Here is a 24,860-nt window from a genome sequence, read left to right as displayed (position 1 = left end):
CGGTTATGATGTTTAAGCAATACCTGCAAGTAACGAAACCAGGCATCATCTTTGGCAACCTGATCTCGGTGATTGGGGGATTCCTGTTGGCCTCAAAGGGCAGCATTGATTATCCCCTGTTTATCTACACGCTGGTTGGGGTGTCACTGGTTGTGGCGTCGGGTTGTGTGTTTAACAACTACATCGACAGGGATATCGACAGAAAGATGGAAAGGACGAAGAATCGGGTGCTGGTTAAAGGCCTGATCTCTCCTGCTGTCTCGCTGGTGTACGCCACCTTGCTGGGTATTGCTGGCTTTATGCTGCTGTGGTTTGGCGCGAATCCGCTGGCCTGCTGGCTGGGGGTGATGGGCTTCGTGGTTTATGTCGGCGTTTATAGCCTGTACATGAAACGCCACTCGGTCTACGGCACATTGATTGGTTCGCTCTCCGGCGCTGCGCCACCGGTGATCGGCTACTGTGCGGTAACCGGCGAGTTCGATAGCGGCGCAGCGATCCTGCTGGCTATCTTCAGCCTGTGGCAGATGCCTCACTCCTATGCCATCGCCATTTTCCGCTTTAAGGATTATCAGGCGGCGAACATTCCGGTACTGCCGGTGGTAAAAGGCATTTCGGTAGCGAAGAACCACATTACGCTGTATATCATCGCCTTTGCCGTTGCCACGCTGATGCTCTCTCTTGGCGGTTACGCTGGGTATAAATATCTGGTGGTCGCCGCAGCGGTTAGCGTCTGGTGGTTAGGCATGGCCCTACGCGGTTATAAAGTCGCTGATGACAGAATCTGGGCGCGTAAGCTGTTCGGCTTCTCTATCATCGCCATCACCGCCCTCTCGGTAATGATGTCCGTTGATTTTATGGTGCCGGACTCGCATACGCTGCTGGCGTCTGTTTGGTAAATCTTATCGTCATCAAAAAACCCGCTTACTCTGGCGGGTTTTTTATTGCCCCCACTTTTAGCAGATCCACTTCTTTACCCTTTATCGTTGCCGTTGCGGCAATAATGCGAGTCTTCACCTGTGAACACATTTTCGACTCAAAATCGGATCTATAAAGAAGGAGCAATGAATTGCTGCTAAACGAACCGATTATGTAATCAGTAAAGTTAATATTCAGCCGGTTTAAGCCGAAAGGCTTGAAACCAACCGTTTGGATAATTTCTTTACCAGACGGACTCTTAATGTTGTACGTAACACGAAGATTGGCCACTTCGCCTAATTTATTGGTTTCGGCAAAGAGGCTGTCCATACAGGAAAAGCTCTCATCTAAAAAATTATCCCGCATTCCAGAATGGGTAATTGTGATGGCTGGCAACATATCATCAACCGTTTTTCTGTCAATCATGTCTTTTCGACAGGCGGCAAGAAAGTTCTGCGGACCACCATAAATGTGGACACCCTTATCAAGATATTCCTTCGCTTTCTTACAATCTACCTCAACATACTGACCATTGGTGTACATCATACCCAATCTGGACCATGCTAAATTTATACCGTGTTGCGCGGCCTGATTAAATAACGCATACGCTTTGGCATAATCCACCCGCACCTGCTCACCGTCGTAGTAGATATCCCCCAGCGCTAACGGAGCTTCTCTGTCACCTTGTTTAGCGGCTAACTCGAACCATTTAATGGCTTCCTGAACGTTGGGTTTCGTATCGTAGCGGGGCTGATGATATTCCCAGCCTAACAGGCTTTGCGCGTCGACATCCCCCGACTCAGCCATTTTATGTAGTGTACTTATAACATCGGGGGCTGGCTTTTTACTGTATATGCTGTCATACAATTCATGCGCTTTCTCGCTTGCCACCACGCCTGGTGGAACTATCAGCATTAAAGAAAATAATATTCTTTTAGGCAACATAAAATATCCCTTATTTATCTTGCACCTGAATATGCTCTTCTTTTAACAAGTCGCGTTGTTTCCCATTCAGTATCGTCGTCGCAGATTTAACAGAATAAGTTAAATCATGAAAATCGCATAAATTACGATTATAAACTGGGATATCTATATAGGTCTGTCTTATATGAGTGGAGTTATTATACATATCCACGCCAAGTGTATTTAGACTAAAAGGCGGTACGACAATGGTATATTCTTCACTGATACCTTCACTTCCCTTTAGCTCAAGCGTCAACTGCAAATTAGTTATACCACTGATTTTATCAGCATTAATTTTAATACTGACATCGCATATTTTTGGTTTTTCATTTGCGTTAAAACCATAGGTCCCGTAATGTTTTAACGTGAGATAAGGTAAAATATCACCCTGTGTTTCTCGGATTTTCTGATCTTGATTACAACGGTTTAAATATTCATCCTTACTGAATTTCAATGAATATTTCCCCGCACCTTTTTCGTAATAATCCCAGGCCTTATCACAATCAAGCCTTTCACCTAATCCGTTGTAATACATCCAACTTAACCACAATGCGGCTTTTTTTGCCCCTTGCTGTTCAGCCTTGTTAAAAAGCACGCTCGCTTTAGAATAATCAACTTCGCCGGTCAACCCAGAATAGTATATATTCCCCAGGGCTACTAATGCTTTTTCGTCATTCTTATTTGCAGCTAATTCGTACCATTTTTTGGCTTCGACAGCATCAATCTTTAAACCAGCACTGCCAGTTTCGTAGGCATCGCCCATGGTATACTGCGCCATCGGATAACCTTTTTCTGCCGCAGTGCGAAACCATTGCAGTGCTTTCTTTTTGGTGTCTAAAGAACGTCTATCATCAGAAGGTGAAAAATCATCGAGATAAAGATTTCCGACAATATAATCCATTTTTGGGTCGTCTTCCTGCGCCCATAGAGTCGCCAGACGCAAAATTTCTGGTTTACTGAAACCAATTCGCCCCCAAAAAAGCAAATCATTCTCGGGTGCCTGACCGACATAACGACTGACAAATTCAATTAAACTCGCCCGTTTCGTTTTGTCTGTCTCGGCCCCGGATTTCAATTCATAGGCCTGATTGATTATTTTATTCATCAAATCAGGAGGAATATTAAGATCGTCAGTTTTCGACTTACTGGCATACATCTGTGCTCGTGTCACGTCCAGGGTTACGCCTTTACCATATTGAAAGAAATAACGTGCATTATAGCAACCGTATTCTCCCCCCTGGTTACAGGCTTTCTCATACCACTGAATCGCCTTTGGGATGTCAACAGATACTGTCACTCCGTGTTCATAAATAAATCCCAGTAGCACTAGCGCCTGCGTGTTATTGGAGTCAGCTAATTTTTGCAGTTCTTTTAACGCCATCCGATCTTTATTGACAATACGTTCATACAGTTGATTAATATCCGTTGAAGCATGACAAAAAGAAGCCAGAGACAAACCAAATGATAATAAAATAACTTTACCAGACCACATATATAACCCCTTATTATACCTAACCACCAAACATCCACTTCATGAATAAATACACTGCCATAACGGCCCAGGTAATAAGCAAGCATTTAAGCTGAAACAGCATAATCAGTGCCTCCTACACCTCTATTTATTGAGTTAAAATAACATCATCCTTTGATAAAAAGTTACATGCCACTCAATAAAGCCAAAAATAATGTCATTGCCTGGAGGATAAAATCATGTGAGATTTTCATTTGTTATATTTAACGCACAAAGTATTAATGGCAAGAATACGAAAGAAGCTCATACCTGACGTAAAAACCACTCTCTTATGTAATATTTACTCATTAACACTCTGTTTACCCAACATGCGCTCCGCACTACACTATGTGGGCAATTTTTTAAGAGGTGGTAATGAACGATTATAAAATGACGCCAGGTGAGCGGCGCGCGACCTGGGGTTTAGGGACCGTATTTTCATTGCGCATGCTGGGCATGTTTATGGTACTGCCGGTTCTGACTACGTACGGTATGGCACTGCAAGGGGCCAGCGAAGCGTTAATCGGTATTGCCATTGGTATTTATGGTTTGACCCAGGCCGTTTTTCAGATTCCGTTTGGCCTGCTTTCCGACCGCATTGGTCGCAAACCATTAATTGTCGGCGGACTGGCAGTGTTTGCTGCCGGCAGCGTTATTGCTGCGCTCTCTGACTCCATCTGGGGAATCATTCTGGGTCGTGCGTTACAAGGCTCCGGCGCCATAGCCGCAGCCGTTATGGCGTTGCTTTCCGATCTCACTCGCGAACAAAACCGCACCAAAGCGATGGCGTTTATTGGCGTGAGCTTCGGCATTACCTTCGCCATTGCGATGGTGCTTGGCCCGATCATTACTCACAAACTTGGGCTGCACGCGCTGTTCTGGATGATCGCTATTCTGGCAACGATCGGCATTGCGTTGACCATTTGGGTTGTACCTAACAGCAGCACGCACGTACTCAACCGTGAATCCGGGATGGTGAAAGGCAGTTTCAGCAAAGTGCTGGCAGAACCGCGGCTGCTGAAACTCAACCTTGGCATTATGTGTCTGCACATGCTGCTGATGTCGACGTTTGTTGCCCTGCCAGGGCAACTGGCTGATGCGGGTTTCCCGGCGGCTGAACACTGGAAGGTCTATCTGGCAACGATGTTAATCGCCTTTGGCTCTGTCGTGCCTTTCATTATCTACGCTGAAGTTAAGCGCAAAATGAAGCAAGTCTTTGTCTTCTGCGTCGGGTTGATCGTGGTTGCGGAAATTGTGTTGTGGAACGCACAAACGCAGTTCTGGCAACTGGTGGTCGGCGTGCAGCTTTTCTTTGTGGCGTTTAATTTGATGGAAGCCCTTCTGCCTTCGCTTATCAGTAAAGAGTCGCCAGCTGGTTACAAAGGTACGGCGATGGGTGTTTACTCCACCAGCCAGTTTCTTGGCGTGGCGATTGGCGGTGCGCTGGGCGGCTGGATTGACGGCATGTTTGACGGTCAGGGCGTATTTCTCGCTGGCGCAATGCTGGCAGCAGTGTGGCTGGCAGTCGCCAGTACCATGAAAGAACCGCCGTATGTTAGCAGTTTGCGCATTGAAATCCCGGCGGACATTGCCGCAAACGAGGCGTTAAAAGTGCGTTTACTGGAAACCGCAGGCGTCAAAGAAGTGTTGATTGCAGAAGAAGAACATTCAGCTTATGTGAAAATCGACAGCAAAGTGACGAATCGCTTTGAGGTTGAACAGGCAATTCGTCAGGCATAAAAAACGAGGCGAATTGCCTGCTGCGCTACGCTTATCAGGCCTACAAAGCTTCTGAGTTACAAACCTTTGTAGGCCGAATCAGGCGTTCATGCCGCATCTGACATGAACAAAGCGCATGTTGTCGCGATTAATCGCGGAAGTTTTTGAACTGGAACGGCTGACCGAGATCGCCACCGCGTACCATCGCCATGACAGCCTGCAAATCATCACGAGATTTACCCGTTACGCGGATCTCATCGCCCTGAATTTGCGCCTGCACTTTCAGTTTGCTGTCTTTGATCATCTTGACGATTTTCTTCTGGGTCGCGCTCTCAATGCCCTGTTTCAGTTTCGCTTCCACAAACCAGGTTTTACCGCTATGAACGATATTTTCCGGTACATCCAGCGAACTGCCTTCAATGCCGCGCTTCAGCAGCTTGGCACGCAGAATATCCAGCAACTGATTGACCTGGAAATCGGACTCGCTCAACACTTTGATGGTTTTGCTGGCGTCGTTCAGCTCAAATGAGGCTTCAACGTTACGGAAGTCAAAACGGGACTCCACTTCGCGGCTCGCGTTATCGACCGCGTTACGCGCTTCCTGAAGATCAACTTCAGAAACAATATCGAAAGATGGCATCTTTTCCTCTCCCTTCATTTTTGATGCGAAGCATAATACCTGCAAAGTTAAATAACCAACAGTCCTGCACCAGGACGTATCCCTTAATTGTGCATAGTCGCAACAGCATGCACAATTAAGGGATAGCCTTATTGAACACCCGGAGTGGTTGCGGGTGAGGAGGAACAATGAAAATTACCGTATTGGGATGCGGTGCCTTAGGGCAATTATGGCTTACAGCACTTTGCAAACAGGGTCACGAAGTTCAGGGCTGGCTGCGCGTACCGCAACCTTATTGTAGCGTGAATCTGGTTGAGACTGACGGTTCGATATTTAACGAGTCTCTGACCGCTAACGATCCCGATTTTCTGGCCACCAGCGACCTGTTACTGGTGACTCTGAAAGCCTGGCAGGTTTCCGATGCCGTCAAAAGTCTGGCGTCCACACTGCCTGTAACCACGCCAATACTGTTAATTCACAACGGCATGGGTACCATCGAAGAGTTGCAAAGCATTGAGCAGCCGTTACTGATGGGCACGACCACCCATGCGGCGCGCCGCGACGGAAATGTCATTATTCATGTGGCAAACGGTATCACGCATATTGGTCCGGCACGGCAACAGGACGGCGATTACAGTTATCTGGCGGATATTTTACAAACCGTGTTACCTGACGTCGCGTGGCATAACAATATTCGCGCCGAGCTGTGGCGCAAGCTGGCAGTCAACTGTGTGATTAATCCACTAACCGCCATCTGGAATTGCCCGAACGGTGAATTACGTCATCATCCGCAAGAAATTATGCAGATATGCGAAGAAGTCGCGGCAGTGATTGAACGCGAAGGGCATCATACTTCAGCGGAAGATTTGCGTGATTACGTGATGCAGGTGATTGATGCCACAGCGGAAAATATCTCGTCGATGTTGCAGGATATCCACGCGCTGCGCCACACTGAAATCGACTATATCAATGGTTTTCTCTTACGTCGCGCCCGCGCGCATGGGATTGCCGTACCGGAAAACACCCGCCTGTTTGAAATGGTAAAAAGAAAGGAGAGTGAATATGAGCGCATCGGCACTGGTTTGCCTCGCCCCTGGTAGTGAAGAGACTGAAGCCGTCACCACTATCGATCTGCTGGTTCGCGGCGGGATCAAAGTCACCACTGCCAGCGTCGCCAGCGATGGCAACCTGGCAATTACCTGCTCGCGCGGCGTGAAGCTGCTGGCGGATGCGCCGCTGGTCGAAGTTGCCGATGGCGAATATGACGTGATTGTGCTGCCTGGTGGCATTAAAGGCGCGGAATGTTTTCGCGATAGCACTCTGCTGGTTGAAACTGTTAAACAGTTCCACCGTTCCAGGCGTATCGTCGCGGCTATTTGCGCCGCGCCAGCCACCGTGCTGGTGCCGCACGATATCTTCCCGATTGGCAATATGACCGGCTTCCCGACGCTGAAAGATAAAATTCCCGCCGAACAATGGCAGGACAAGCGCGTCGTCTGGGATGCACGAGTAAAATTGCTGACCAGCCAGGGGCCGGGTACAGCTATCGACTTTGGTCTGAAAATTATTGACTTGCTGGTTGGACGTGAAAAAGCCCATGAAGTGGCATCACAACTGGTGATGGCGGCAGGAATTTATAATTATTACGAGTAGTGTCGGATGCGGCAAACGTCGCATCTGACCAGATGCGACGTAAAAACCACAAATTACGGGCGATATACCTTCACATTGTTAAAGCCCTGCTCGCGCAGATAGAGCGCCTGCAGGCGGCTCATCACCCCGCGCTCACACCACAGCAGCCAGGTTTTGTTCTGGTCGAGATCGCCAAATTTGGTGCTCAGTTTATAGAACGGCAGAGAAACCACATCAATCCCTTCAACTTTCAGCGGCTTATCTTCCTGTTCATCGATAGAACGGATATCGAGGATCACGTCGTTCGGACCGAAGCCATTGACGGTTTCCACTTCCACCACTTCCTGCTCGGTCTGCTGGGCGATTTCGCGGATATCAACGTTATTCGCTTCCTCAACCACTTTATCGAGAATGCTGAAGTCGAACTTCTCTTCTTCCGCTTCAATCTTCGATTTAACCGCTTTCACCGTCGGGCTTTTGGAGATCACACCGCAATATTCCGGCATAGTGCGAGCAAAGTCTTCAGTGCCAATCTGGCGGGCCAGGTTGATGATGTGCTCTTTGTCGTAAGAGATCAGCGGACGCAGGATCAGCGTATCGGAGACGTTATCAATCAGGCGCAGGTTGGTCAGCGTCTGGCTGGACACCTGACCCAGTGCTTCGCCGGTGACTAGCGCCTGTACGCCGTAACGTTCAGCCACTTTCGACGCGGCACGCACCATCATACGTTTGAGAATAACACCCATCTGACCGTCGTCGATTTTCTCGAGAATTTCCCCGACGACCGGTTCGAAATTAATAGCGACAAAACGCACGCGGTGGGAGCTGCCAAAGCGGTTCCACAGATAATGCGCCACCTGGCGAACGCCGATTTCATGCGCCGCGCCGCCGAGGTTAAAGAAGCAGTAATGCACACGGCAGCCGCGACGCATCAACATATAGCTGGATACACCGGAGTCGAAACCGCCGGAAATGAGCGACAGTACATCTTCCTGGGTGCCGATCGGGAAACCACCAATACCTTCGTAGCGACCTTTGATCAGCAGCAGACGATCGTCTTCCACTTCCAGATGGACAGTCACTTCCGGATTGGTCAGCTTCACGCGCGCGGATTCAATATGCTGATTTAAACCGCCGCCGACGTAACGTTCCACATCAATCGAACTAAAATCATGCTTACCGCGGCGCTTCACGCGCACGCAGAAGGTTTTGCCTTCCAGCTGATCGCGATACTGAACCAACGCTTTCTCGAAAATATCGTGCATGTCGGTAAACGGCACGTCTTCAACTTCGAGAATATGGTGGATACCCGGAATACGGGTCAGGGCGTCGCGAATGGCCAGACGCTGGTTTTCATCTTTCGCGCGAACTTCGATGTTATCCCAGTGGCGGACGACAGCGAGCGTCTCATCATAGTGCTTTAAAACGTTACGAATGTTCCCGGTAAGGATTTTTATAAAGCGCAAGCGCACAGATTGGCTTTTGATGGTGATTTCCGGGAACAATTTAATGATAAACTTCATGGCGGCAATGGTTCGTTGGCAAGTCTTAAGCGACTTGTATAGGGAAAAATACAGCAGCCCACACCTGCGGCTGCATCCAGGCGCGGAAGTATACCACTAACATCGCTTTGCTGCGCACATCACCTTACCATTGCGCGTTATTTGCTATTTGCCCTGAGTCCGTTACCATGACGGGGCGAAAAATATTGAGAGTCAGACATTCATTATGCCGAAGAAAAATGAGGCGCCCGCCAGCTTTGAAAAGGCGCTGAGCGAGCTGGAACAGATTGTAACCCGCCTGGAAAGTGGCGACCTGCCGCTGGAAGAGGCGCTGAACGAGTTCGAACGCGGCGTGCAGCTGGCACGTCAGGGGCAGGCCAAATTACAACAAGCCGAACAACGCGTACAAATTCTGCTGTCTGACAATGAAGACGCCTCTCTAACCCCTTTTACACCGGACAATGAGTAATGGACTTTCCGCAGCAACTCGAAGCCTGCGTTAAGCAGGCCAACCAGGCGCTGAGCCGTTTTATCGCCCCACTGCCCTTTCAGAACACTCCCGTGGTAGAAACCATGCAGTATGGCGCATTATTAGGTGGTAAGCGCCTGCGACCTTTCCTGGTTTATGCCACCGGTCAAATGCTCGGCGTAAGTCTGAATACTCTGGACGCACCCGCCGCCGCCGTAGAGTGTATCCACGCTTACTCATTAATTCATGATGATTTACCGGCAATGGATGATGACGATCTGCGTCGCGGCTTGCCGACCTGTCATGTGAAGTTTGGCGAAGCGAACGCGATTCTCGCTGGCGACGCTTTACAAACGCTGGCGTTCTCGATTTTAAGCGATGCCGATATGCCGGAAGTGTCGGACCGCGACAGGATTTCGATGATTTCTGAACTGGCGAGCGCCAGCGGTATTGCCGGAATGTGCGGTGGTCAGGCATTAGATTTAGATGCGGAAGGCAAACACGTACCTCTGGACGCACTCGAGCGTATTCATCGTCATAAAACCGGCGCATTGATTCGCGCCGCCGTTCGCCTTGGTGCATTAAGCGCCGGAGATAAAGGACGTCATGCTCTGCCAGTACTCGACAAGTACGCAGAGAGCATCGGCCTTGCCTTCCAGGTTCAGGATGACATCCTGGATGTGGTGGGAGATACTGCAACGTTGGGAAAACGCCAGGGTGCCGACCAGCAACTTGGTAAAAGTACCTACCCTGCACTTCTGGGTCTTGAGCAAGCCCGGAAGAAAGCCCGGGATCTGATCGACGATGCCCGTCAGTCGCTGAAACAACTGGCTGAACAGTCACTCGATACCTCGGCACTGGAAGCGCTAGCGGACTACATCATCCAGCGTAATAAATAAACAATAAGTATTAATAGGCCCCTGATGAGTTTTGATATTGCCAAATACCCGACCCTGGCACTGGTCGACTCCACCCAGGAGTTACGACTGTTGCCAAAAGAGAGTTTACCGAAACTCTGCGACGAACTGCGCCGCTATTTACTCGACAGCGTGAGCCGTTCCAGCGGGCACTTCGCCTCCGGGCTGGGCACGGTCGAACTGACCGTGGCGCTGCACTATGTCTACAACACCCCGTTTGACCAATTGATTTGGGATGTGGGGCATCAGGCTTATCCGCATAAAATTTTGACCGGACGCCGCGACAAAATCGGCACCATCCGTCAGAAAGGCGGCCTGCACCCGTTCCCGTGGCGCGGCGAAAGCGAATATGACGTATTAAGCGTCGGGCATTCATCAACCTCCATCAGTGCCGGAATTGGTATTGCGGTTGCTGCCGAGAAAGAAGGCAAAAATCGCCGCACCGTCTGTGTCATTGGCGATGGCGCGATTACCGCTGGCATGGCGTTTGAAGCGATGAATCACGCGGGCGATATCCGTCCTGATATGCTGGTGGTCCTCAACGACAATGAAATGTCGATTTCCGAAAATGTTGGCGCGCTCAACAACCATCTGGCGCAGCTGCTTTCCGGTAAGCTTTACTCTTCGCTGCGCGAAGGCGGGAAAAAAGTTTTCTCTGGCGTGCCGCCAATTAAAGAGCTACTCAAACGTACCGAAGAACATATTAAAGGCATGGTAGTGCCTGGCACATTGTTTGAAGAGCTGGGCTTTAACTACATCGGCCCGGTTGACGGTCACGATGTGCTGGGGCTTATCACCACACTGAAGAACATGCGCGACCTGAAAGGCCCGCAGTTCCTGCATATCATGACCAAAAAAGGTCGTGGTTATGAACCGGCAGAGAAAGACCCAATCACTTTCCACGCTGTACCTAAATTTGATCCCTCCAGCGGTTGTTTGCCGAAAAGTAGTGGCGGTTTGCCAAGCTATTCAAAAATCTTTGGCGACTGGCTGTGCGAAACGGCAGCGAAAGACAACAAGCTGATGGCGATTACTCCGGCGATGCGTGAAGGCTCCGGCATGGTCGAGTTTTCACGTAAATTCCCGGATCGCTACTTCGACGTGGCGATTGCCGAGCAACACGCAGTGACCTTTGCTGCGGGTCTGGCGATTGGTGGATACAAACCCATTGTCGCGATCTACTCCACCTTCCTGCAACGCGCCTATGATCAGGTGCTGCATGACGTGGCAATTCAAAAGCTTCCGGTCCTGTTCGCCATCGACCGTGCGGGCATTGTTGGTGCTGACGGTCAAACCCATCAGGGTGCTTTTGATCTCTCTTACCTGCGCTGCATTCCGGAAATGGTCATTATGACCCCGAGCGATGAAAACGAATGTCGCCAGATGCTCTATACCGGCTATCACTATAACGATGGCCCGTCAGCGGTGCGCTACCCGCGCGGCAACGCGGTCGGCGTGGAGCTGACGCCACTGGAAAAACTGCCAATTGGCAAAGGCATTGTGAAGCGTCGTGGCGAGAAACTGGCGATCCTTAACTTTGGTACGCTGATGCCAGAAGCGGCGAAAGTCGCCGAATCGCTGAACGCTACGCTGGTCGATATGCGTTTTGTGAAGCCGCTTGATGAAGCGTTAATTCTGGAAATGGCCGCCAGCCATGAGGCGCTGGTTACCGTTGAAGAAAACGCCATTATGGGTGGTGCAGGCAGCGGCGTGAACGAAGTGCTAATGGCCCATCGTAAACCAGTACCCGTGCTGAACATTGGCCTGCCGGATTTCTTTATTCCGCAAGGAACTCAGGAAGAAATGCGCGCCGAACTCGGCCTCGATGCCGCCGGTATGGAAGCCAAAATCAAGGTCTGGCTGGCATAATCCCTACTCCACTCCTGCTATGCTTAAGAAATTATTCATGGCAGGAGTGGCAGCATGCAATACAACCCCTTAGGAAAAACCGACCTTCGCGTTTCCCGACTTTGCCTCGGCTGTATGACCTTTGGCGAGCCAGATCGCGGTAATCACGCATGGACACTGCCGGAAGAGAGCAGCCGTCCCATCATTAAACGCGCGCTGGAAGGCGGCATAAATTTCTTTGATACCGCCAACAGTTATTCTGACGGCAGCAGCGAAGAGATCGTCGGTCGCGCACTGCGGGATTTCGCCCGTCGTGAAGACGTGGTCGTTGCCACCAAAGTGTTCCATCGCGTTGGTGATTTACCGGAAGGATTATCCCGTGCGCAAATTTTACGCTCTATCGACGACAGCCTGCGCCGTCTCGGCATGGATTATGTCGATATCCTGCAAATTCATCGCTGGGATTACAACACGCCGATCGAAGAGACGCTGGAAGCCCTGAACGACGTGGTAAAAGCCGGGAAAGCGCGTTATATCGGCGCGTCATCAATGCACGCCTCGCAGTTTGCTCAGGCGCTGGAACTGCAAAAACAGCACGGCTGGGCGCAGTTTGTCAGTATGCAGGATCACTACAATCTGATTTATCGCGAAGAAGAACGTGAGATGCTGCCGCTGTGTTATCAGGAGGGCGTGGCGGTGATTCCGTGGAGCCCGCTGGCACGGGGACGTCTGACTCGTCCGTGGGGAGAAACCACTGCACGGCTGGTGTCTGATGAGGTTGGGAAAAATCTCTATAAAGAAAGCGATGAAAATGACGCGCAGATCGCAGAGCGGTTAACGGGCGTCAGTGAAGAACTTGGTGCGACACGAGCACAAGTTGCGTTGGCCTGGTTGTTGAGTAAGCCGGGCATTGCCGCGCCGATTATCGGAACTTCGCGGGAAGAACAGCTTGATGAACTACTAAACGCGGTAGATATCACGTTGAAACCGGAACAGATTGCCGAACTGGAGACACCCTATAAACCGCATCCGATAGTGGGATTTAAATAGGTATGCAGGCCTGATAAGACGCAACAAGCGTCACATCAGGCTCTGGTGCAAAACTATGACAGAAGACCCAACGGCCAGTGATGACCGATAAAGTACAGGATGCCTGCGGAAATCACCCCGGCGACAATATCGTCGATCATGATCCCCATGCCGCCATGTACATTGCGATCAAACCAGCGGATCGGCCACGGTTTCCACATATCCAGAATACGGAAAATCACAAACCCGGCGGCGACCCACTGCCAGTCATTAGTCGGCAGCGCCATCAGAGTGATCCACATGCCGATAAATTCGTCCCAGACAATGCTGCCATGATCGTGCACGCCCATATCTTTCGCGGTCTGATGACAAAGATAAACGCCAATACAGATCCCAAGCATGACTACCAGCGAATAAAGCTGCCAGGGTAAAAAGGTCATCAGATACCAGAACGGAATCGCCGCCAGCGATCCCATCGTGCCAGGAACAATCGGGCTTAATCCACTTCCGAATCCGACGGCAAGCAAATGCCACGGATTACTCATCTTCAGGCGACTTTTCGCGACATCTTTATGGCGTGGCAAAATGGTCATATCCTTTCCAGTCTAACGTGACAGGTTCGCCGTCACGAACAAAACAGAGTCCTTCTATATCGGCGGTCATTTGCCCGATACAGGTAAATGGTACGCCCAGATGTCCCAAAGCGACATCCAACGCGCCACGGTTCAGTTCCGGCACAGTGAAACACAACTCGTAATCTTCGCCACCAGAGAGCGCCCAGCGCAGCGCCTGTTCCGGTTCAACATGACGTGAAAGTGCGTCAGAGAATGGTAACAACGCCAGGTCAATGCGTGCGCCGCAGTCGCTGGCTTTCACGATATGCCCGAGATCGGAAATCAGACCATCAGAGAGATCGATGGCTGAATTTGCCAGATCGCGCAATGCCTGTCCCTGTAAAATACGCGGCGACGGACGGAGGTGACGTTTGACCAAGTAGTCAGCATCTTTGCCATCCGCCACGTGGAGACGATTTTGCAAAATCGCCAGCCCGGCGGCGCTATCGCCCGGTGTACCGGTCACATAAATCCAGTCACCCGGTTTCGCCCCAGAGCGCGTTAAGGCTCGTCCCATCGGAACAAAGCCGTGGATACCCAACGTCATTGATAATGGCCCACGCGTGGTGTCGCCGCCAATGAGTTGCATATCGTAATAATTGAGGAGCTCAAACAAACTGTCGCTGAAGGACTCAAGCCACGATTCGTCTACGTCCGGTAAAGTTAATGCCAGCGTCAACCAGGCCGGATCGGCGCCCATCGCTGCCAGATCGCTTAGGTTTACCGCCAGTGCTTTATATGCCAGATCCGCAGGATCGATATCAGGGAGGAAATGGTTGCCCGCCACCAGCGTATCAGTGCTGATCGCCAGGGTCTGTTTCTCGGGGATATTGAGAAGTGCGCAATCGTCGCCAATGCCAAGTTCGACATCAAGACGAGAGCTTCTTACACGGTCAAAATAACGGGCAATCAGGGAGAACTCGCCACATGCCATACGTTATGCCTCAGCAGGTAAAAAAGAAAAGGCCGGCGAGTGCGGAACTGTTTTTCCGTTACTCTGCCGGCCTGGATATCACTTTTTGTTAGGGCGAATCACAGGTGCTGCTTTATCCAGTACGCCATTGACGAACTTATGGCTGTCTTCTGCGCCGAACGATTTCGCCAGTTCGATCGCTTCGTTAATGGCCACTTTGTACGGCACATCGCTACGTTTAGACAACTCGTACAGCGCAATGCGCAGTACCGCTTTTTCTACCTGGCCCAGCTCTTCCAGCAGGCGAGACAGATATGGCTTCATCAGTCCGTCGAGGTATGCGGTGTTAGTCGCCACCCCGGCCAGCAGCTCACGGAAGTACAGGATGTCAACGTCTTTTACATCCTGTTCAGCCAGGAACTGGTATTCAACATCAGCGATGTCGTTCTGGGACAACTGCCAGGAGTAGAGCGCCTGGACGGCACACTCACGAGCGCGGCGACGAGCAGCAGGTTTCACGGATTTCCCCTTACTAATTTCAGGCCTTGATGGCTTTCAATACATTAATCATTTCAAGCGCGGTCAGTGCAGCTTCTGCACCTTTGTTACCAGCTTTGGTGCCAGCACGTTCGATCGCTTGTTCAATGCTTTCAGTGGTCAAAACCCCAAAAGCAACCGGAATTTCGCTGTCCTGGGCAACATGCGCCAGGCCGTTGCTTGCACCACCAGCGACATATTCAAAGTGGGCAGTGCCACCACGAATAACCGTCCCCAGCGCAATCACCGCGTCGTATTTACCGGTTTTAGCCAGTGCACCCGCCGCCAGCGGCAGCTCATAGGCACCAGGCACCCAAACAACGGTAATATTTTCATCTTTTACCTGACCGATACGTTTCAGTGCGTCAATTGCACCTTCCAGCAGGCTGTCATTGATAAAGTTGTTGAAACGCGCAATGGTGATGGCGACGCGAGCGTCCGGGGTAGCAACGTTAGCTTCAATAATGTTCATTTTCTTCCTTCGGGTTCGAGTATGGCCCCGCAGGGGGGCGGATTTTAGCATAATATTTCGTGCGCTGCTTCCCTTTCGAGCCGGGAGATCATGCACCCACTAAATGCAGGCAAACATCCGGGCCTACATGACGTATCTCTTTGAATTTAAATTGGGGCGCGTCGGCTAATTTCTCAAGCCCCGGCAGCGTACATAATCCGCGGGCGTCGCTGCCTAATAGTTTAGGTGCGATATAGACAATCAGCTCATCGACTAAACCCGCCTGTAGCAATGCGCCAGCGAGCGTTGGCCCCGCTTCCACCCAGATACTGTTAATCTGTTGCTTGCCGAGTTGCATCATCAGCACAACCAGATCCAGATGACCTTTATGCTTTGGAATCAGCAAAGTACGCACCGTTTCCGGCCATTCACGAGAATCTTCCTGCGTACGCGCGAACCAGGTTTCGCCCGGCTGTTGCACGATGCGGTGTTCCGGCGTCACGCGATTTTGGCTATCAATCACAATACGTACCGGCTGACGGAGATTTTGTTGCGGATAGAGCGCCCGAGTGTGTTCATCCAGTTCAGACCAACGCACCGTTAAGGCTGGATCGTCCGCCAGCACCGTGGCGCTGCTGGTTAAAATGGCATGACTTTGCGCGCGCAGTCGTTGTACATCGCGTCGAGCCTGAGGTGAAGTGATCCACTGGCTTTCACCGCTGGCCATCGCAGTGCGGCCATCTAGCGACGCGCCGAGTTTCAACTGTATATAAGGAAAGCCGGTGCGCATGCGCTTGAGGAAGCCTTTATTCAATTGCTCGGCTTCGCTAATCATCAGGCCGTGGCTGACGTCAATGCCAGCTTGTTGCAAACGGTAAAGTCCACGCCCAGCGACCTGCGGATTAGGGTCCTGCATCGCAGCCACAACGCGCACCACGCCAGCAGCAATTAATGCGTCACAACACGGTGGCGTACGACCATGATGACTACAAGGTTCGAGTGTCACATACGCCGTTGCGCCTTTGGCTTTTTCACCTGCCATGCGCAACGCGTGTACCTCTGCATGCGGTTCGCCCGCGCGGTGATGGTAACCTTCACCGACAATTTCGCCATCTTTCACAATGACGCAACCGACATTCGGGTTAGGGTGAGTGGTGAAGCGCCCTCGTTGCGCCAGCTTTAGCGCCCGCGCCATGTATAACTCGTCCTGCACGGTTTAATCCTCCAGGCGCGCAATCTCTTCGCCAAATTCTTTGATATCTTCGAAACTGCGATAGACAGAGGCAAAACGGATATAGGCGACTTTATCGAGCTTTTTCAATTGCTCCATCACCAGATTGCCAATCATTTTGCTCGGCACTTCGCGCTCACCGGTGGCGCGGAGTTGCGATTTAATATGGTTGATCGCCATTTCGACGTCATCGGAACTCACCGGACGTTTTTCCAGCGCCCGCAGCATTCCGCTACGCAATTTTTCTTCATTAAACGGTTCGCGCACGTCGTTGCTTTTCACGACACGCGGCATAACCAGTTCCGCAACTTCAAAAGTAGTGAAACGTTCATTACACACCAGACACTGCCGACGGCGGCGTACGGAAGAGCCCTCGCTCACGAGACGAGAGTCAATTACCTTAGTGTCCACGGCGAAACAGAATGGGCAATGCATACGGCGTCCTGACCAGGTGGTTAATAGAAATCTATTTTACCCTGAACTGACGATACAACAAAGGCGCAACGCTTTTGAGATAAAGGATCGATGCTTTCACGGCTTTAAGCCTCTACCATTAGACTTATTGAGATGAGAAAGGGACGACCTATGAACATTAAAGTATGTTTTCGACTATTCCTGCTGGGAAGCCTGTTCAGCCTGAGCGCCTGCGTACAGCAAAGCGAAGTGCGCCAGATGAAACACAGCGTCAACACGTTGAATAAAGAGATGACTCAGCTCAACAAAGAAACCGTCAAAATCACCCAGCAAAATACGCTGAACGCAAAATCCAGCAGTGGGGTTTACCTGTTGCCTGGTGCAAATACACCGGCACGGCTGGAAAGCCAAATTGGCACTTTACGTATGTCGCTGGTGAATATTACGCCAATTGCAGATGGCACCACTCTGACGCTGCGTATTCAGGGTGAGTCCAATGATCCCTTACCCGCTTTCAGCGGAACCGTTGAATATGGGCAAATTCAGGGAACAATCGACAGCTTTCAGGAAATCAATGTGCAGAATCAATTGATTAACGCGCCGGCCAGCCTCCTCGCGCCCAGTGATGTTGACATTCCGTTACAGTTAAAGGGCATTTCTGTGGATCAGTTAGGCTTTGTACGCATCCACGACATTCAACCTGTTATGCAGTAAACGTTTTTCGGGGCGTTTTGTGCGTCCCGCAACATCCTCCCCATCATTTTGTTACTCTGCTTACATCACCCAGATTGATAGTAAAAGTTTGCAACAAGGGTGAAAGTCAGTACAATTCCCGCCCGAATATGTGTATTCGTGAACGCAATCGATTACGTAAATGATAGAACTGTGAAATACAACATATTTTTGTGAGCAATGATTTTTATAATAGGCTCCTCTGTATAGGAAATATTTAGAAACGCAATTTGCGCCTTTTTCACTCCCGTAAGGGATTTTCAAACAGTGGCATACATATGAAAAAAACATTACTGGCAGCCGGTGCGGTACTGGCGCTCTCTTCGTCTTTTACTGTCAACGCAGCTGAAAACGATAAACCGCAGTACCTTTCCGACTGGTGGCACCAGAGCGTTAACGTAGTTGGTAGCTATCACACTCGTTTCGGACCGCAGATCCGTAACGATACTTACCTGGAGTATGAAGCATTCGCTAAAAAAGACTGGTTCGATTTCTATGGTTACGCGGATGCGCCGGTATTCTTCGGCGGTAACTCCGATGCCAAAGGTATCTGGAACCACGGTTCTCCGCTGTTTATGGAAATCGAACCGCGTTTCTCCATCGATAAGCTGACCAATACTGACCTTAGCTTCGGTCCGTTCAAAGAGTGGTACTTCGCGAACAACTACATTTACGACATGGGCCGTAACAAAGATGGTCGCCAGAGCACCTGGTATATGGGTCTGGGTACTGACATCGACACTGGCCTGCCGATGAGCCTGTCCATGAACGTGTATGCGAAATACCAGTGGCAGAACTACGGCGCAGCGAACGAAAACGAGTGGGACGGTTACCGTTTCAAAATTAAATACTTTGTGCCGATTACCGATCTGTGGGGCGGTCAGCTGAGCTACATCGGCTTCACCAACTTCGACTGGGGTTCCGATCTGGGTGATGACAGCGGTAACGCAATCAACGGTATTAAGACGCGCAGCAATAACTCCATCGCTTCCAGCCATATTCTGGCGCTGAACTACGATCACTGGCACTACTCTGTCGTTGCACGTTACTGGCATGACGGTGGTCAGTGGAACGATGATGCAGAGCTGAACTTCGGTAACGGCAACTTCAACGTTCGCTCTACCGGCTGGGGTGGTTACCTGGTGGTAGGTTACAACTTCTGATTGTGAAAATGCCGGGATTTATTCCCGGCATTTCAGATTGTCGACAACGTGCGCTTTGTTCATGCCGGATGCGGAGTAAACGCCTTATCTGGTCTACAAAAGCACGCAAATTCAATACATTGCTGAGATTACGTAGGTCTGATAAGCGTAGCGCATCAGGCAATTTTTCGTTTGTCACAAAGCTCAAATAGCGGATTTTATATCCGGCATTTTTTATTACTTCTTCTTATTCATCATCGCTTTTAAATCAGCAAACGGGTTGTATTTCGCTTCACCGACATCTTTCTGCGCATCTTCCCCTGCGATAACCGTCGTACCATACTGATCCGCTTCGGTATATTTCGAATGCTCATGATCATGGCAATAGAGACAAAGCAATTCCCAGTTACTACCATCTTCCGGATTATTGGTATGGTCGTGATCAATATGGTGAACGGTAAGTTCACGCAGGTTGGAATAGACAAACTCGCGGGAACAGCGACCGCAGACCCACGGATAGAGTTTTAATGCTTTTTCGCGATAGCCGCTTTCTAACCGCGCATAGTTTTTTGGGATGATAGCCATGAAAAGTTACCTGGATGAAATGTAGGGTTACGCGCAGTTTCCCAAGATGCGGGGATTTTCGCAATCCTGAGTAAAGAAATTCTCACATTACCAGTGACGGCGAGGTTCCATCTGCTGATGAAGAATACGCGCAATGAGAATGTCATCTACTCTTATAATGTAATAAACAGTGTGAAACCTGAATGCGATCTTCTTTACCTCTGGAATCGCATCATAGTCTTGCCCTATCTCGGGCATTTGAGAGAGTGTATCCAGAAAAATGCCGAGAGAGTCGGTATAGCGATCCGCCTGCTCCTCACAAAACTTTCCCAGCGTGTAGTCATAGATCCCTCTGAAATCTTCAACAGCTTTTCCGCTAAGCTTATACACGATGTTTTTGCTTCCTTTCTGCCGCGATATCACGAAGCGTCATCGAACTTTCACCGCTCTCAAGACCTTCAATAACAGCATTTCTGACAGCTTCATCCCTGGATTCTTGTTGTTCCAATAGACGAAGCGCCGAACGCATCACTTCACTAGCCGAGCCATAACGACCAGACTGAACCATCCGGGTAATAAAACTATCTAATTGTTCGCCAACGCTTACTGAGGTAATTTTGCGCATAAGCGATCTCCACGTATTAACTATTAATACAAAGTATATGTCAGAACTCTTTCTACAACCAAAGCTGTATTCAGTACAATAAGCAACAATCGAAAAAAAACCGCAGCGTAAATACGCCACGGTTTTTTAACTGAACGGATTTAAAAACACCCTTACGGCAGAATTGACGGCTGGTCCGCCCCTTCTTTTTCCACTTTCTGTTGCAGCATATGCTCACGCTTCATACCCAGTTTCAGGGCCAGCGCAGATGCAACATAGATGGAAGATGCGGTACCGATGGTTACACCAATCAGCATGGTCAGCGAGAAGCCTTCCAGCACCGGGCCACCGAAGAGATACAGCATCAGGATAACCATCAAGGTGGTACCGGATGTGATCAAAGTACGGTGCAGCGTCTGGGTCAAGGACACGTTAAAGATTTCGTAAGGCGTACCGCGACGGATTTTGCGGAAGTTTTCACGAATACGGTCCGATACCACGATACTGTCGTTAAGCGAGTAACCGATAACCGACATCAACGATGCCACAATGGTCAGGTCAATCTCGATATGGAATAACGACAAAATACCCAGCGTAATGATAACGTCGTGCGCCAGCGCGATTACTACCCCTGCCGCCAGTCGCCACTCAAAGCGGAAACCGACATATACAAGGATAGACAGCAGTGCCGCCATCAGCGCCATCGCACCGGTTTGCGCAAGGTCTGCCCCTACGCTCGGACCGACGAACTCAATACGCTTCACCGCCGCGTTCTGATTGGTAGCTTCGTTAATCACCTTCAGAACTTTGCTGCCCAGCACCTGACCACCGGTTTCGCCTTCAGCTGGCGGCATGCGGACCATGATGTCGTGGCTGCTACCGAAGTTTTGCAGCATCGGCTCTTCAAAGCCCGCTTTCTGCAATGCATCACGCATTACATCGATTTCAGCCGGTTTTTCAAGCGTAATTTCAATAACCGTACCACCGGTGAAATCCAGCCCCCAGTTAAAACCGCGCACGCCCATAATGACGATCGCGGCGATTAACAGCAGACCAGAGATGCCGAAAGCCCAGTAGTCCCAGCGCATAAAGTCATAGACTTTACGGCCGTGGTTTAGTTGTTCAACAGTATATTCCTGTGCCACATCGCACTCCTCAGATTGACAGCTTCTTGACGCGCTTGCCGCCATATAGCAGGTTTACGATGGCACGCGTACCGACAATCGCGGTAAACATCGACGTCGCCACACCGATACCGGTAGTAATCGCGAACCCTTTAATTGCCCCGGTACCCACTGCGTACAGGATGATGACTTTAATCAGCGTGGTGATGTTCGCATCGAAGATGGAACTGAACGCGCCACGATAACCTTCATCAATTGCCTGCTGAACAGTACGCCCGTTGCTTAACTCTTCTTTAATACGTTCGTTGATCAGTACGTTCGCATCGACCGCTACCGCAAGGGTTAAGACGATACCCGCGATCCCCGGCATACTCAGCGTCGCGCCAGGCAGCAGCGACATAATGCCGACAATCAAGATCAAGTTCGCAATCAGAGCACTGGTCGCAATCAGACCAAACTTCTTATAGAAGATGATCATGAACAGAATAGAAACCAGCAGACCGGCGAGACATGCCTCCAGCCCCTGTTCAATGTTCTGCATACCCAGGGTCGGACCAATGGTACGTTCTTCAACAATCTGAATCGGTGCAATCAACGCACCGGCACGCAGCAGCAGCGACAGCTGACGCGCTTCGTTCGGGTTGTTGATACCAGTGATACGGAAGCTGTTACCCAGACGAGACTGGATATTCGCGATGTTAATCACCTCTTCCTGTTTCACCAGAACCGCACGACCATTAGCATCTTTCTTACCGCTGTCTTTATACTCCACAAACAGGGTCGCCATCGGTTTGCCGATGTTGTCCTTAGTGAAGTTAGACATGATGTTACCACCTGCGCTGTCGAGCGAGATGTTAACCTGCGGCTGGTTGTATTCGTCCTGGCTGGAAGTGGAATCGGTGATATGGTCACCGGTCAGAATCACGCGTTTGTACAGCACAACCGGCTGACCTTCGCGGGTCTGTTTCACTTCAGAGTCGCCCGGTACGCGTCCAGATGCAGCAGCAGCCTGGTCAACGTTGGTATTCACCAGACGGAATTCCAGCGTCGCGGTAGCGCCAAGAATTTCTTTCGCACGTGCAGTATCCTGAATACCTGGCAGCTCAACGACAATGCGGTCTGCGCCCTGACGTTGTACTACAGGCTCCGCCACACCAAGCTGGTTTACACGGTTACGCAGGATGTTAATGTTCTGCTGCACCGCATATTCACGCGCTTCACTGAGACGCGCATCGCTCATGACCGCACGCAGCTGGTTGCTACCCTGGCTGCTAATGACCAGATCGGGATGACGCTTGCTCAGATATGCAATAGCTTCATCACGGGCGTTGCCATCGCGAAAAGTGATGCTCAGACCGTAATTATTTTCTTTACGAACAGTGGTATACGGGATGCCTTTTTCACGCAGATCGCTGCGCAGGCTATCGATATTTTGTTCCTGGAGTTTGCCAAGCGCAGTGTCCATATCCACTTCCATCAGGAAGTGAACGCCGCCACGCAAGTCAAGACCGAGCTTCATCGGCTCAGCGTGAATAGCTGCCAGCCAGCGCGGCGTGGCCGGGGCAAGGTTAAGCGCCACGACATATTTGTCACCCAGAATGCCCATTAATGCTTCACGAGCGCGTAGCTGGGTGTCAGTGGAGTCGAAGCGCGCAAGAATAGCGCCCTCTTCCAGTGCCACAGACTTAGCAGTTATTTTTTCTTCTTGTAACGTTTTCTGGACCTGGATCAGCGTTTGCTCACTGGCGGCGACTCCGCGCGCGCCAGTGATCTGAACAGCCGGATCCTCACCAAACAGGTTGGGAAGCGCATACAGCAGACCGATGACAATCACCACGATCAGCATGACGTACTTCCACAAAGGATAACGGTTTAACACGGCAATTCCCTTAGGGAAAAATTTTAATTACAGCGCCTTCATGGTGCCTTTCGGCAGAACGGCGGCTACGAAGTCACGTTTAATAACTACTTCAGTGGTGTCATTCAGCGCGATAGCAATGTAGCCGTTTTCTGCTACTTTGGTTACGCGACCGACCAGGCCACCGTTCGTCAGCACTTCATCACCTTTCGCGATGGAGTCCATCAGCTTTTTGTGTTCTTTGGTGCGCTTCTGCTGTGGGCGCAGGATCATGAAATAGAAAATCAGACCGAATACCACCAGCATCAAAATCAAAGACATCGGGCTACCTTGTGCCGGAGCACCCGTTGCCGCTACCGCATCAGAAATAAAAAAGCTCATTAAATTTCCCTCATTATTAATATTAATCAACGTTCAAAGGTGGTACTTCTCGCCCCTGACGCTGGTAAAAATCAGCTACGAAGCTCTCTAATTTACCCTCTTCAATAGCCTTGCGTAAACCCGCCATCAAACGCTGGTAGTAACGAAGGTTATGAATGGTGTTGAGTCGCGCGCCTAATATTTCGTTGCAACGGTCGAGATGATGCAAGTAGGCACGTGAATAATTGCGACAGGTGTAGCAATCACACTCAGGATCGAGCGGGCCAGTGTCGCTCTTATACTTCGCATTGCGGATTTTCACCACGCCATCGGTCACGAACAGATGACCGTTACGCGCATTACGTGTTGGCATTACGCAGTCAAACATATCGATACCGCGGCGCACGCCTTCAACCAGGTCTTCCGGTTTACCAACGCCCATCAGGTAACGTGGTTTGTCTGCCGGAATTTGCGGACACACATGCTCCAGGATACGGTGCATATCTGCTTTCGGCTCACCCACTGCCAGACCGCCGACAGCGTAGCCATCAAAACCGATATCTACCAGACCTTTAACAGAGATATCACGTAAATCTTCGTAAACGCTGCCCTGAATGATACCAAAGAGCGCATTTTTGTTGCCGAGACTGTCAAAACGCTCGCGGCTACGCTTCGCCCAACGCAGCGACATCTCCATAGAGCGCTTCGCGTAATCCCAGTCAGCAGGATACGGCGTACACTCGTCAAAAATCATGACGATGTCTGAGCCAAGATCGTATTGAATCTCCATCGATTTTTCGGGATCGAGGAAAATCGGATCGCCGTTGATGGGGTTACGGAAGTGCACGCCCTGTTCGGTGATTTTACGAATATCGCCAAGACTGAAGACCTGGAAGCCGCCGGAGTCGGTAAGGATCGGGCCTTTCCACTGCATAAAATCGTGCAGATCGCCATGCAGTTTCATAATTTCCTGGCCCGGGCGCAGCCACAGGTGGAAAGTGTTACCCAGAATAATTTGCGCGCCAGTGGCTTCAACTTCTTCCGGCGTCATCCCTTTTACGGTGCCGTAGGTGCCAACAGGCATAAAACAAGGCGTTTCCACTACGCCACGATCGAAGACCAGGCGGCCACGGCGTGCGCGACCGTCGGTGGTGTCCAGTTCAAATTTCATTTTTTCTCCACTACGTCAGAAA

At 50.4% G+C, this 24,860-nt stretch carries 27 protein-coding genes; 10 read left to right on the top strand and 17 right to left on the bottom strand.

What is annotated here, in order from left to right:
* Positions 1-5: 5 nt before the first annotated feature.
* Entirely contained in the window at positions 6-896 is an 891-nt protein-coding gene (gene cyoE, locus FEK66_RS02070) for a heme o synthase (protein ID WP_130206252.1), read from the top strand.
* A gap of 25 nt (positions 897-921) precedes the next feature.
* On the opposite strand, the gene FEK66_RS02065 is transcribed toward cyoE, so the two are convergent.
* Positions 922-1,860 (bottom strand): tetratricopeptide repeat protein, encoded by a 939-nt coding sequence (locus tag FEK66_RS02065; RefSeq protein ID WP_138211397.1) that lies wholly within the window; start codon positions 1,858-1,860, stop codon positions 922-924.
* 10 nt (positions 1,861-1,870) lie between these two features.
* Positions 1,871-3,370 (bottom strand): SEL1-like repeat protein, encoded by a 1,500-nt coding sequence (locus tag FEK66_RS02060; RefSeq protein ID WP_138211396.1) that lies wholly within the window; start codon positions 3,368-3,370, stop codon positions 1,871-1,873.
* A gap of 393 nt (positions 3,371-3,763) precedes the next feature.
* Between FEK66_RS02060 and FEK66_RS02055 the strand changes: the two genes are divergently transcribed.
* The gene (locus FEK66_RS02055; RefSeq protein WP_130206246.1) at positions 3,764-5,128 is read left to right on the top strand and encodes an MFS transporter; all 1,365 of its coding nucleotides are present in this window, start codon (positions 3,764-3,766) and stop codon (positions 5,126-5,128) included.
* A 127-nt stretch (positions 5,129-5,255) separates the two neighbouring features.
* Here FEK66_RS02055 and yajQ read toward each other — a convergent pair whose 3' ends face one another.
* Positions 5,256-5,747, bottom strand: a complete 492-nt coding sequence (yajQ, locus tag FEK66_RS02050; protein WP_001138904.1) for a nucleotide binding protein YajQ — start codon at positions 5,745-5,747, stop codon at positions 5,256-5,258.
* Between the two features lie 167 nt (positions 5,748-5,914).
* On the opposite strand from yajQ, the gene panE reads away from it, so the two are divergent.
* Together panE and yajL are read left to right on the top strand one after the other, a co-directional pair.
* Positions 5,915-6,826: a 2-dehydropantoate 2-reductase gene (gene panE / locus FEK66_RS02045; protein ID WP_130206244.1), complete on the top strand. Its 912-nt coding sequence runs from the start codon at positions 5,915-5,917 to the stop codon at positions 6,824-6,826.
* Positions 6,789-7,379 carry a protein deglycase YajL gene (yajL, locus tag FEK66_RS02040; protein ID WP_135494295.1) on the top strand — a complete coding sequence of 197 codons (591 nt, stop codon included), beginning with the start codon at positions 6,789-6,791 and terminating at the stop codon, positions 7,377-7,379. The genes panE and yajL overlap by 38 nt, the downstream gene beginning before the upstream one ends.
* 53 nt (positions 7,380-7,432) lie before the next feature.
* Here yajL and thiI read toward each other — a convergent pair whose 3' ends face one another.
* Positions 7,433-8,881 (bottom strand): tRNA uracil 4-sulfurtransferase ThiI, encoded by a 1,449-nt coding sequence (thiI, locus tag FEK66_RS02035; protein WP_000668682.1) that lies wholly within the window; start codon positions 8,879-8,881, stop codon positions 7,433-7,435.
* A 205-nt stretch (positions 8,882-9,086) separates the two neighbouring features.
* Here thiI and xseB point away from each other — a divergent pair, with 205 nt between their 5' ends.
* From xseB to yajO, 4 genes are read left to right on the top strand one after another with little or no spacing between them, the layout of a single operon-like run.
* Entirely contained in the window at positions 9,087-9,329 is a 243-nt protein-coding gene (gene xseB / locus FEK66_RS02030; protein WP_001124935.1) for an exodeoxyribonuclease VII small subunit, read from the top strand.
* Positions 9,329-10,228 (top strand): (2E,6E)-farnesyl diphosphate synthase, encoded by a 900-nt coding sequence (ispA, locus tag FEK66_RS02025; RefSeq protein WP_131160975.1) that lies wholly within the window; start codon positions 9,329-9,331, stop codon positions 10,226-10,228. The genes xseB and ispA overlap by 1 nt, the downstream gene beginning before the upstream one ends.
* Positions 10,229-10,252: 24 nt before the next feature.
* Positions 10,253-12,115 carry a 1-deoxy-D-xylulose-5-phosphate synthase gene (dxs, locus tag FEK66_RS02020; RefSeq protein WP_123178148.1) on the top strand — a complete coding sequence of 621 codons (1,863 nt, stop codon included), beginning with the start codon at positions 10,253-10,255 and terminating at the stop codon, positions 12,113-12,115.
* Between the two features lie 54 nt (positions 12,116-12,169).
* The gene (yajO, locus tag FEK66_RS02015) at positions 12,170-13,144 is read left to right on the top strand and encodes a 1-deoxyxylulose-5-phosphate synthase YajO (RefSeq protein ID WP_032082754.1); all 975 of its coding nucleotides are present in this window, start codon (positions 12,170-12,172) and stop codon (positions 13,142-13,144) included.
* A 53-nt stretch (positions 13,145-13,197) separates the two neighbouring features.
* Here yajO and pgpA read toward each other — a convergent pair whose 3' ends face one another.
* The 6 genes from pgpA to nrdR form a co-directional block, all read right to left on the bottom strand.
* The gene (gene pgpA, locus FEK66_RS02010; RefSeq protein WP_130223239.1) at positions 13,198-13,716 is read right to left on the bottom strand and encodes a phosphatidylglycerophosphatase A; all 519 of its coding nucleotides are present in this window, start codon (positions 13,714-13,716) and stop codon (positions 13,198-13,200) included.
* On the bottom strand, positions 13,694-14,671 hold the full coding sequence (gene thiL, locus FEK66_RS02005; protein WP_135494297.1) for a thiamine-phosphate kinase: 978 nt from the start codon (positions 14,669-14,671) through the stop codon (positions 13,694-13,696). The genes pgpA and thiL overlap by 23 nt, the downstream gene beginning before the upstream one ends.
* Positions 14,672-14,749: 78 nt before the next feature.
* On the bottom strand, positions 14,750-15,169 hold the full coding sequence (gene nusB / locus FEK66_RS02000; protein ID WP_000801121.1) for a transcription antitermination factor NusB: 420 nt from the start codon (positions 15,167-15,169) through the stop codon (positions 14,750-14,752).
* 19 nt (positions 15,170-15,188) lie between these two features.
* The gene (gene ribE / locus FEK66_RS01995) at positions 15,189-15,659 is read right to left on the bottom strand and encodes a 6,7-dimethyl-8-ribityllumazine synthase (protein ID WP_001021161.1); all 471 of its coding nucleotides are present in this window, start codon (positions 15,657-15,659) and stop codon (positions 15,189-15,191) included.
* 88 nt (positions 15,660-15,747) lie between these two features.
* Positions 15,748-16,851, bottom strand: a complete 1,104-nt coding sequence (gene ribD, locus FEK66_RS01990) for a bifunctional diaminohydroxyphosphoribosylaminopyrimidine deaminase/5-amino-6-(5-phosphoribosylamino)uracil reductase RibD (RefSeq protein WP_135494299.1) — start codon at positions 16,849-16,851, stop codon at positions 15,748-15,750.
* 3 nt (positions 16,852-16,854) lie between these two features.
* Positions 16,855-17,304 (bottom strand): transcriptional regulator NrdR, encoded by a 450-nt coding sequence (nrdR, locus tag FEK66_RS01985; RefSeq protein WP_064527125.1) that lies wholly within the window; start codon positions 17,302-17,304, stop codon positions 16,855-16,857.
* 150 nt (positions 17,305-17,454) lie between these two features.
* Here nrdR and FEK66_RS01980 point away from each other — a divergent pair, with 150 nt between their 5' ends.
* Complete coding sequence (locus FEK66_RS01980) at positions 17,455-17,997, top strand: DUF3251 domain-containing protein (RefSeq protein ID WP_130206232.1); 543 nt, start codon at positions 17,455-17,457, stop codon at positions 17,995-17,997.
* Between the two features lie 296 nt (positions 17,998-18,293).
* Positions 18,294-19,178, top strand: coding sequence for a nucleoside-specific channel-forming protein Tsx (tsx, locus tag FEK66_RS01975; RefSeq protein WP_116836751.1), 885 nt, complete (start codon positions 18,294-18,296; stop codon positions 19,176-19,178).
* Between the two features lie 216 nt (positions 19,179-19,394).
* On the opposite strand, the gene yajD is transcribed toward tsx, so the two are convergent.
* The 7 genes from yajD to tgt all read right to left on the bottom strand — a co-directional run bounded on the left by yajD (position 19,395) and on the right by tgt (position 24,838).
* A complete protein-coding gene (gene yajD, locus FEK66_RS01970) occupies positions 19,395-19,742 on the bottom strand; it encodes an HNH nuclease YajD (protein ID WP_000974823.1) in 348 nt (115 codons plus the stop codon).
* An 87-nt stretch (positions 19,743-19,829) separates the two neighbouring features.
* Positions 19,830-20,111 (bottom strand): type II toxin-antitoxin system RelE/ParE family toxin, encoded by a 282-nt coding sequence (locus tag FEK66_RS01965; protein WP_135494301.1) that lies wholly within the window; start codon positions 20,109-20,111, stop codon positions 19,830-19,832.
* Positions 20,104-20,346 carry a type II toxin-antitoxin system ParD family antitoxin gene (locus FEK66_RS01960; RefSeq protein ID WP_001226938.1) on the bottom strand — a complete coding sequence of 81 codons (243 nt, stop codon included), beginning with the start codon at positions 20,344-20,346 and terminating at the stop codon, positions 20,104-20,106. The genes FEK66_RS01965 and FEK66_RS01960 overlap by 8 nt, the downstream gene beginning before the upstream one ends.
* 152 nt (positions 20,347-20,498) lie before the next feature.
* On the bottom strand, positions 20,499-21,470 hold the full coding sequence (gene secF / locus FEK66_RS01955) for a protein translocase subunit SecF (RefSeq protein WP_130206230.1): 972 nt from the start codon (positions 21,468-21,470) through the stop codon (positions 20,499-20,501).
* Between the two features lie 10 nt (positions 21,471-21,480).
* Positions 21,481-23,328, bottom strand: coding sequence for a protein translocase subunit SecD (gene secD / locus FEK66_RS01950; RefSeq protein WP_130206228.1), 1,848 nt, complete (start codon positions 23,326-23,328; stop codon positions 21,481-21,483).
* 27 nt (positions 23,329-23,355) lie between these two features.
* On the bottom strand, positions 23,356-23,688 hold the full coding sequence (gene yajC, locus FEK66_RS01945; protein WP_000007629.1) for a preprotein translocase subunit YajC: 333 nt from the start codon (positions 23,686-23,688) through the stop codon (positions 23,356-23,358).
* 22 nt (positions 23,689-23,710) lie between these two features.
* On the bottom strand, positions 23,711-24,838 hold the full coding sequence (gene tgt, locus FEK66_RS01940) for a tRNA guanosine(34) transglycosylase Tgt (protein WP_000667317.1): 1,128 nt from the start codon (positions 24,836-24,838) through the stop codon (positions 23,711-23,713).
* Positions 24,839-24,860: the final 22 nt, after the last annotated feature.

Origin of the sequence: Escherichia sp. E1130 (assembly GCF_005781065.1) — a bacterium.
In the GTDB taxonomy this organism is placed as follows: Bacteria; Pseudomonadota; Gammaproteobacteria; order Enterobacterales; family Enterobacteriaceae; genus Escherichia.
The sequence above is the reverse complement of the archived record's forward strand: the minus strand, read 5'-3'. Positions and strand labels throughout refer to the sequence as shown.

Bases quoted from the DNA above. Each gene is read 5' to 3' on its own strand.
- cyoE (WP_130206252.1), top strand. From the start codon at position 6: ATGATGTTTAAGCAATACCTGCAAGTAACGAAACCAGGCATCATCTTT.
- FEK66_RS02065 (WP_138211397.1), bottom strand. From the start codon at position 1,860: ATGTTGCCTAAAAGAATATTATTTTCTTTAATGCTGATAGTTCCACCA.
- FEK66_RS02060 (WP_138211396.1), bottom strand. From the start codon at position 3,370: ATGTGGTCTGGTAAAGTTATTTTATTATCATTTGGTTTGTCTCTGGCT.
- FEK66_RS02055 (WP_130206246.1), top strand. From the start codon at position 3,764: ATGAACGATTATAAAATGACGCCAGGTGAGCGGCGCGCGACCTGGGGT.
- yajQ (WP_001138904.1), bottom strand. From the start codon at position 5,747: ATGCCATCTTTCGATATTGTTTCTGAAGTTGATCTTCAGGAAGCGCGT.
- panE (WP_130206244.1), top strand. From the start codon at position 5,915: ATGAAAATTACCGTATTGGGATGCGGTGCCTTAGGGCAATTATGGCTT.
- yajL (WP_135494295.1), top strand. From the start codon at position 6,789: ATGAGCGCATCGGCACTGGTTTGCCTCGCCCCTGGTAGTGAAGAGACT.
- thiI (WP_000668682.1), bottom strand. From the start codon at position 8,881: ATGAAGTTTATCATTAAATTGTTCCCGGAAATCACCATCAAAAGCCAA.
- xseB (WP_001124935.1), top strand. From the start codon at position 9,087: ATGCCGAAGAAAAATGAGGCGCCCGCCAGCTTTGAAAAGGCGCTGAGC.
- ispA (WP_131160975.1), top strand. From the start codon at position 9,329: ATGGACTTTCCGCAGCAACTCGAAGCCTGCGTTAAGCAGGCCAACCAG.
- dxs (WP_123178148.1), top strand. From the start codon at position 10,253: ATGAGTTTTGATATTGCCAAATACCCGACCCTGGCACTGGTCGACTCC.
- yajO (WP_032082754.1), top strand. From the start codon at position 12,170: ATGCAATACAACCCCTTAGGAAAAACCGACCTTCGCGTTTCCCGACTT.
- pgpA (WP_130223239.1), bottom strand. From the start codon at position 13,716: ATGACCATTTTGCCACGCCATAAAGATGTCGCGAAAAGTCGCCTGAAG.
- thiL (WP_135494297.1), bottom strand. From the start codon at position 14,671: ATGGCATGTGGCGAGTTCTCCCTGATTGCCCGTTATTTTGACCGTGTA.
- ribE (WP_001021161.1), bottom strand. From the start codon at position 15,659: ATGAACATTATTGAAGCTAACGTTGCTACCCCGGACGCTCGCGTCGCC.
- nrdR (WP_064527125.1), bottom strand. From the start codon at position 17,304: ATGCATTGCCCATTCTGTTTCGCCGTGGACACTAAGGTAATTGACTCT.
- FEK66_RS01980 (WP_130206232.1), top strand. From the start codon at position 17,455: ATGAACATTAAAGTATGTTTTCGACTATTCCTGCTGGGAAGCCTGTTC.
- tsx (WP_116836751.1), top strand. From the start codon at position 18,294: ATGAAAAAAACATTACTGGCAGCCGGTGCGGTACTGGCGCTCTCTTCG.
- yajD (WP_000974823.1), bottom strand. From the start codon at position 19,742: ATGGCTATCATCCCAAAAAACTATGCGCGGTTAGAAAGCGGCTATCGC.
- FEK66_RS01960 (WP_001226938.1), bottom strand. From the start codon at position 20,346: ATGCGCAAAATTACCTCAGTAAGCGTTGGCGAACAATTAGATAGTTTT.
- yajC (WP_000007629.1), bottom strand. From the start codon at position 23,688: ATGAGCTTTTTTATTTCTGATGCGGTAGCGGCAACGGGTGCTCCGGCA.
- tgt (WP_000667317.1), bottom strand. From the start codon at position 24,838: ATGAAATTTGAACTGGACACCACCGACGGTCGCGCACGCCGTGGCCGC.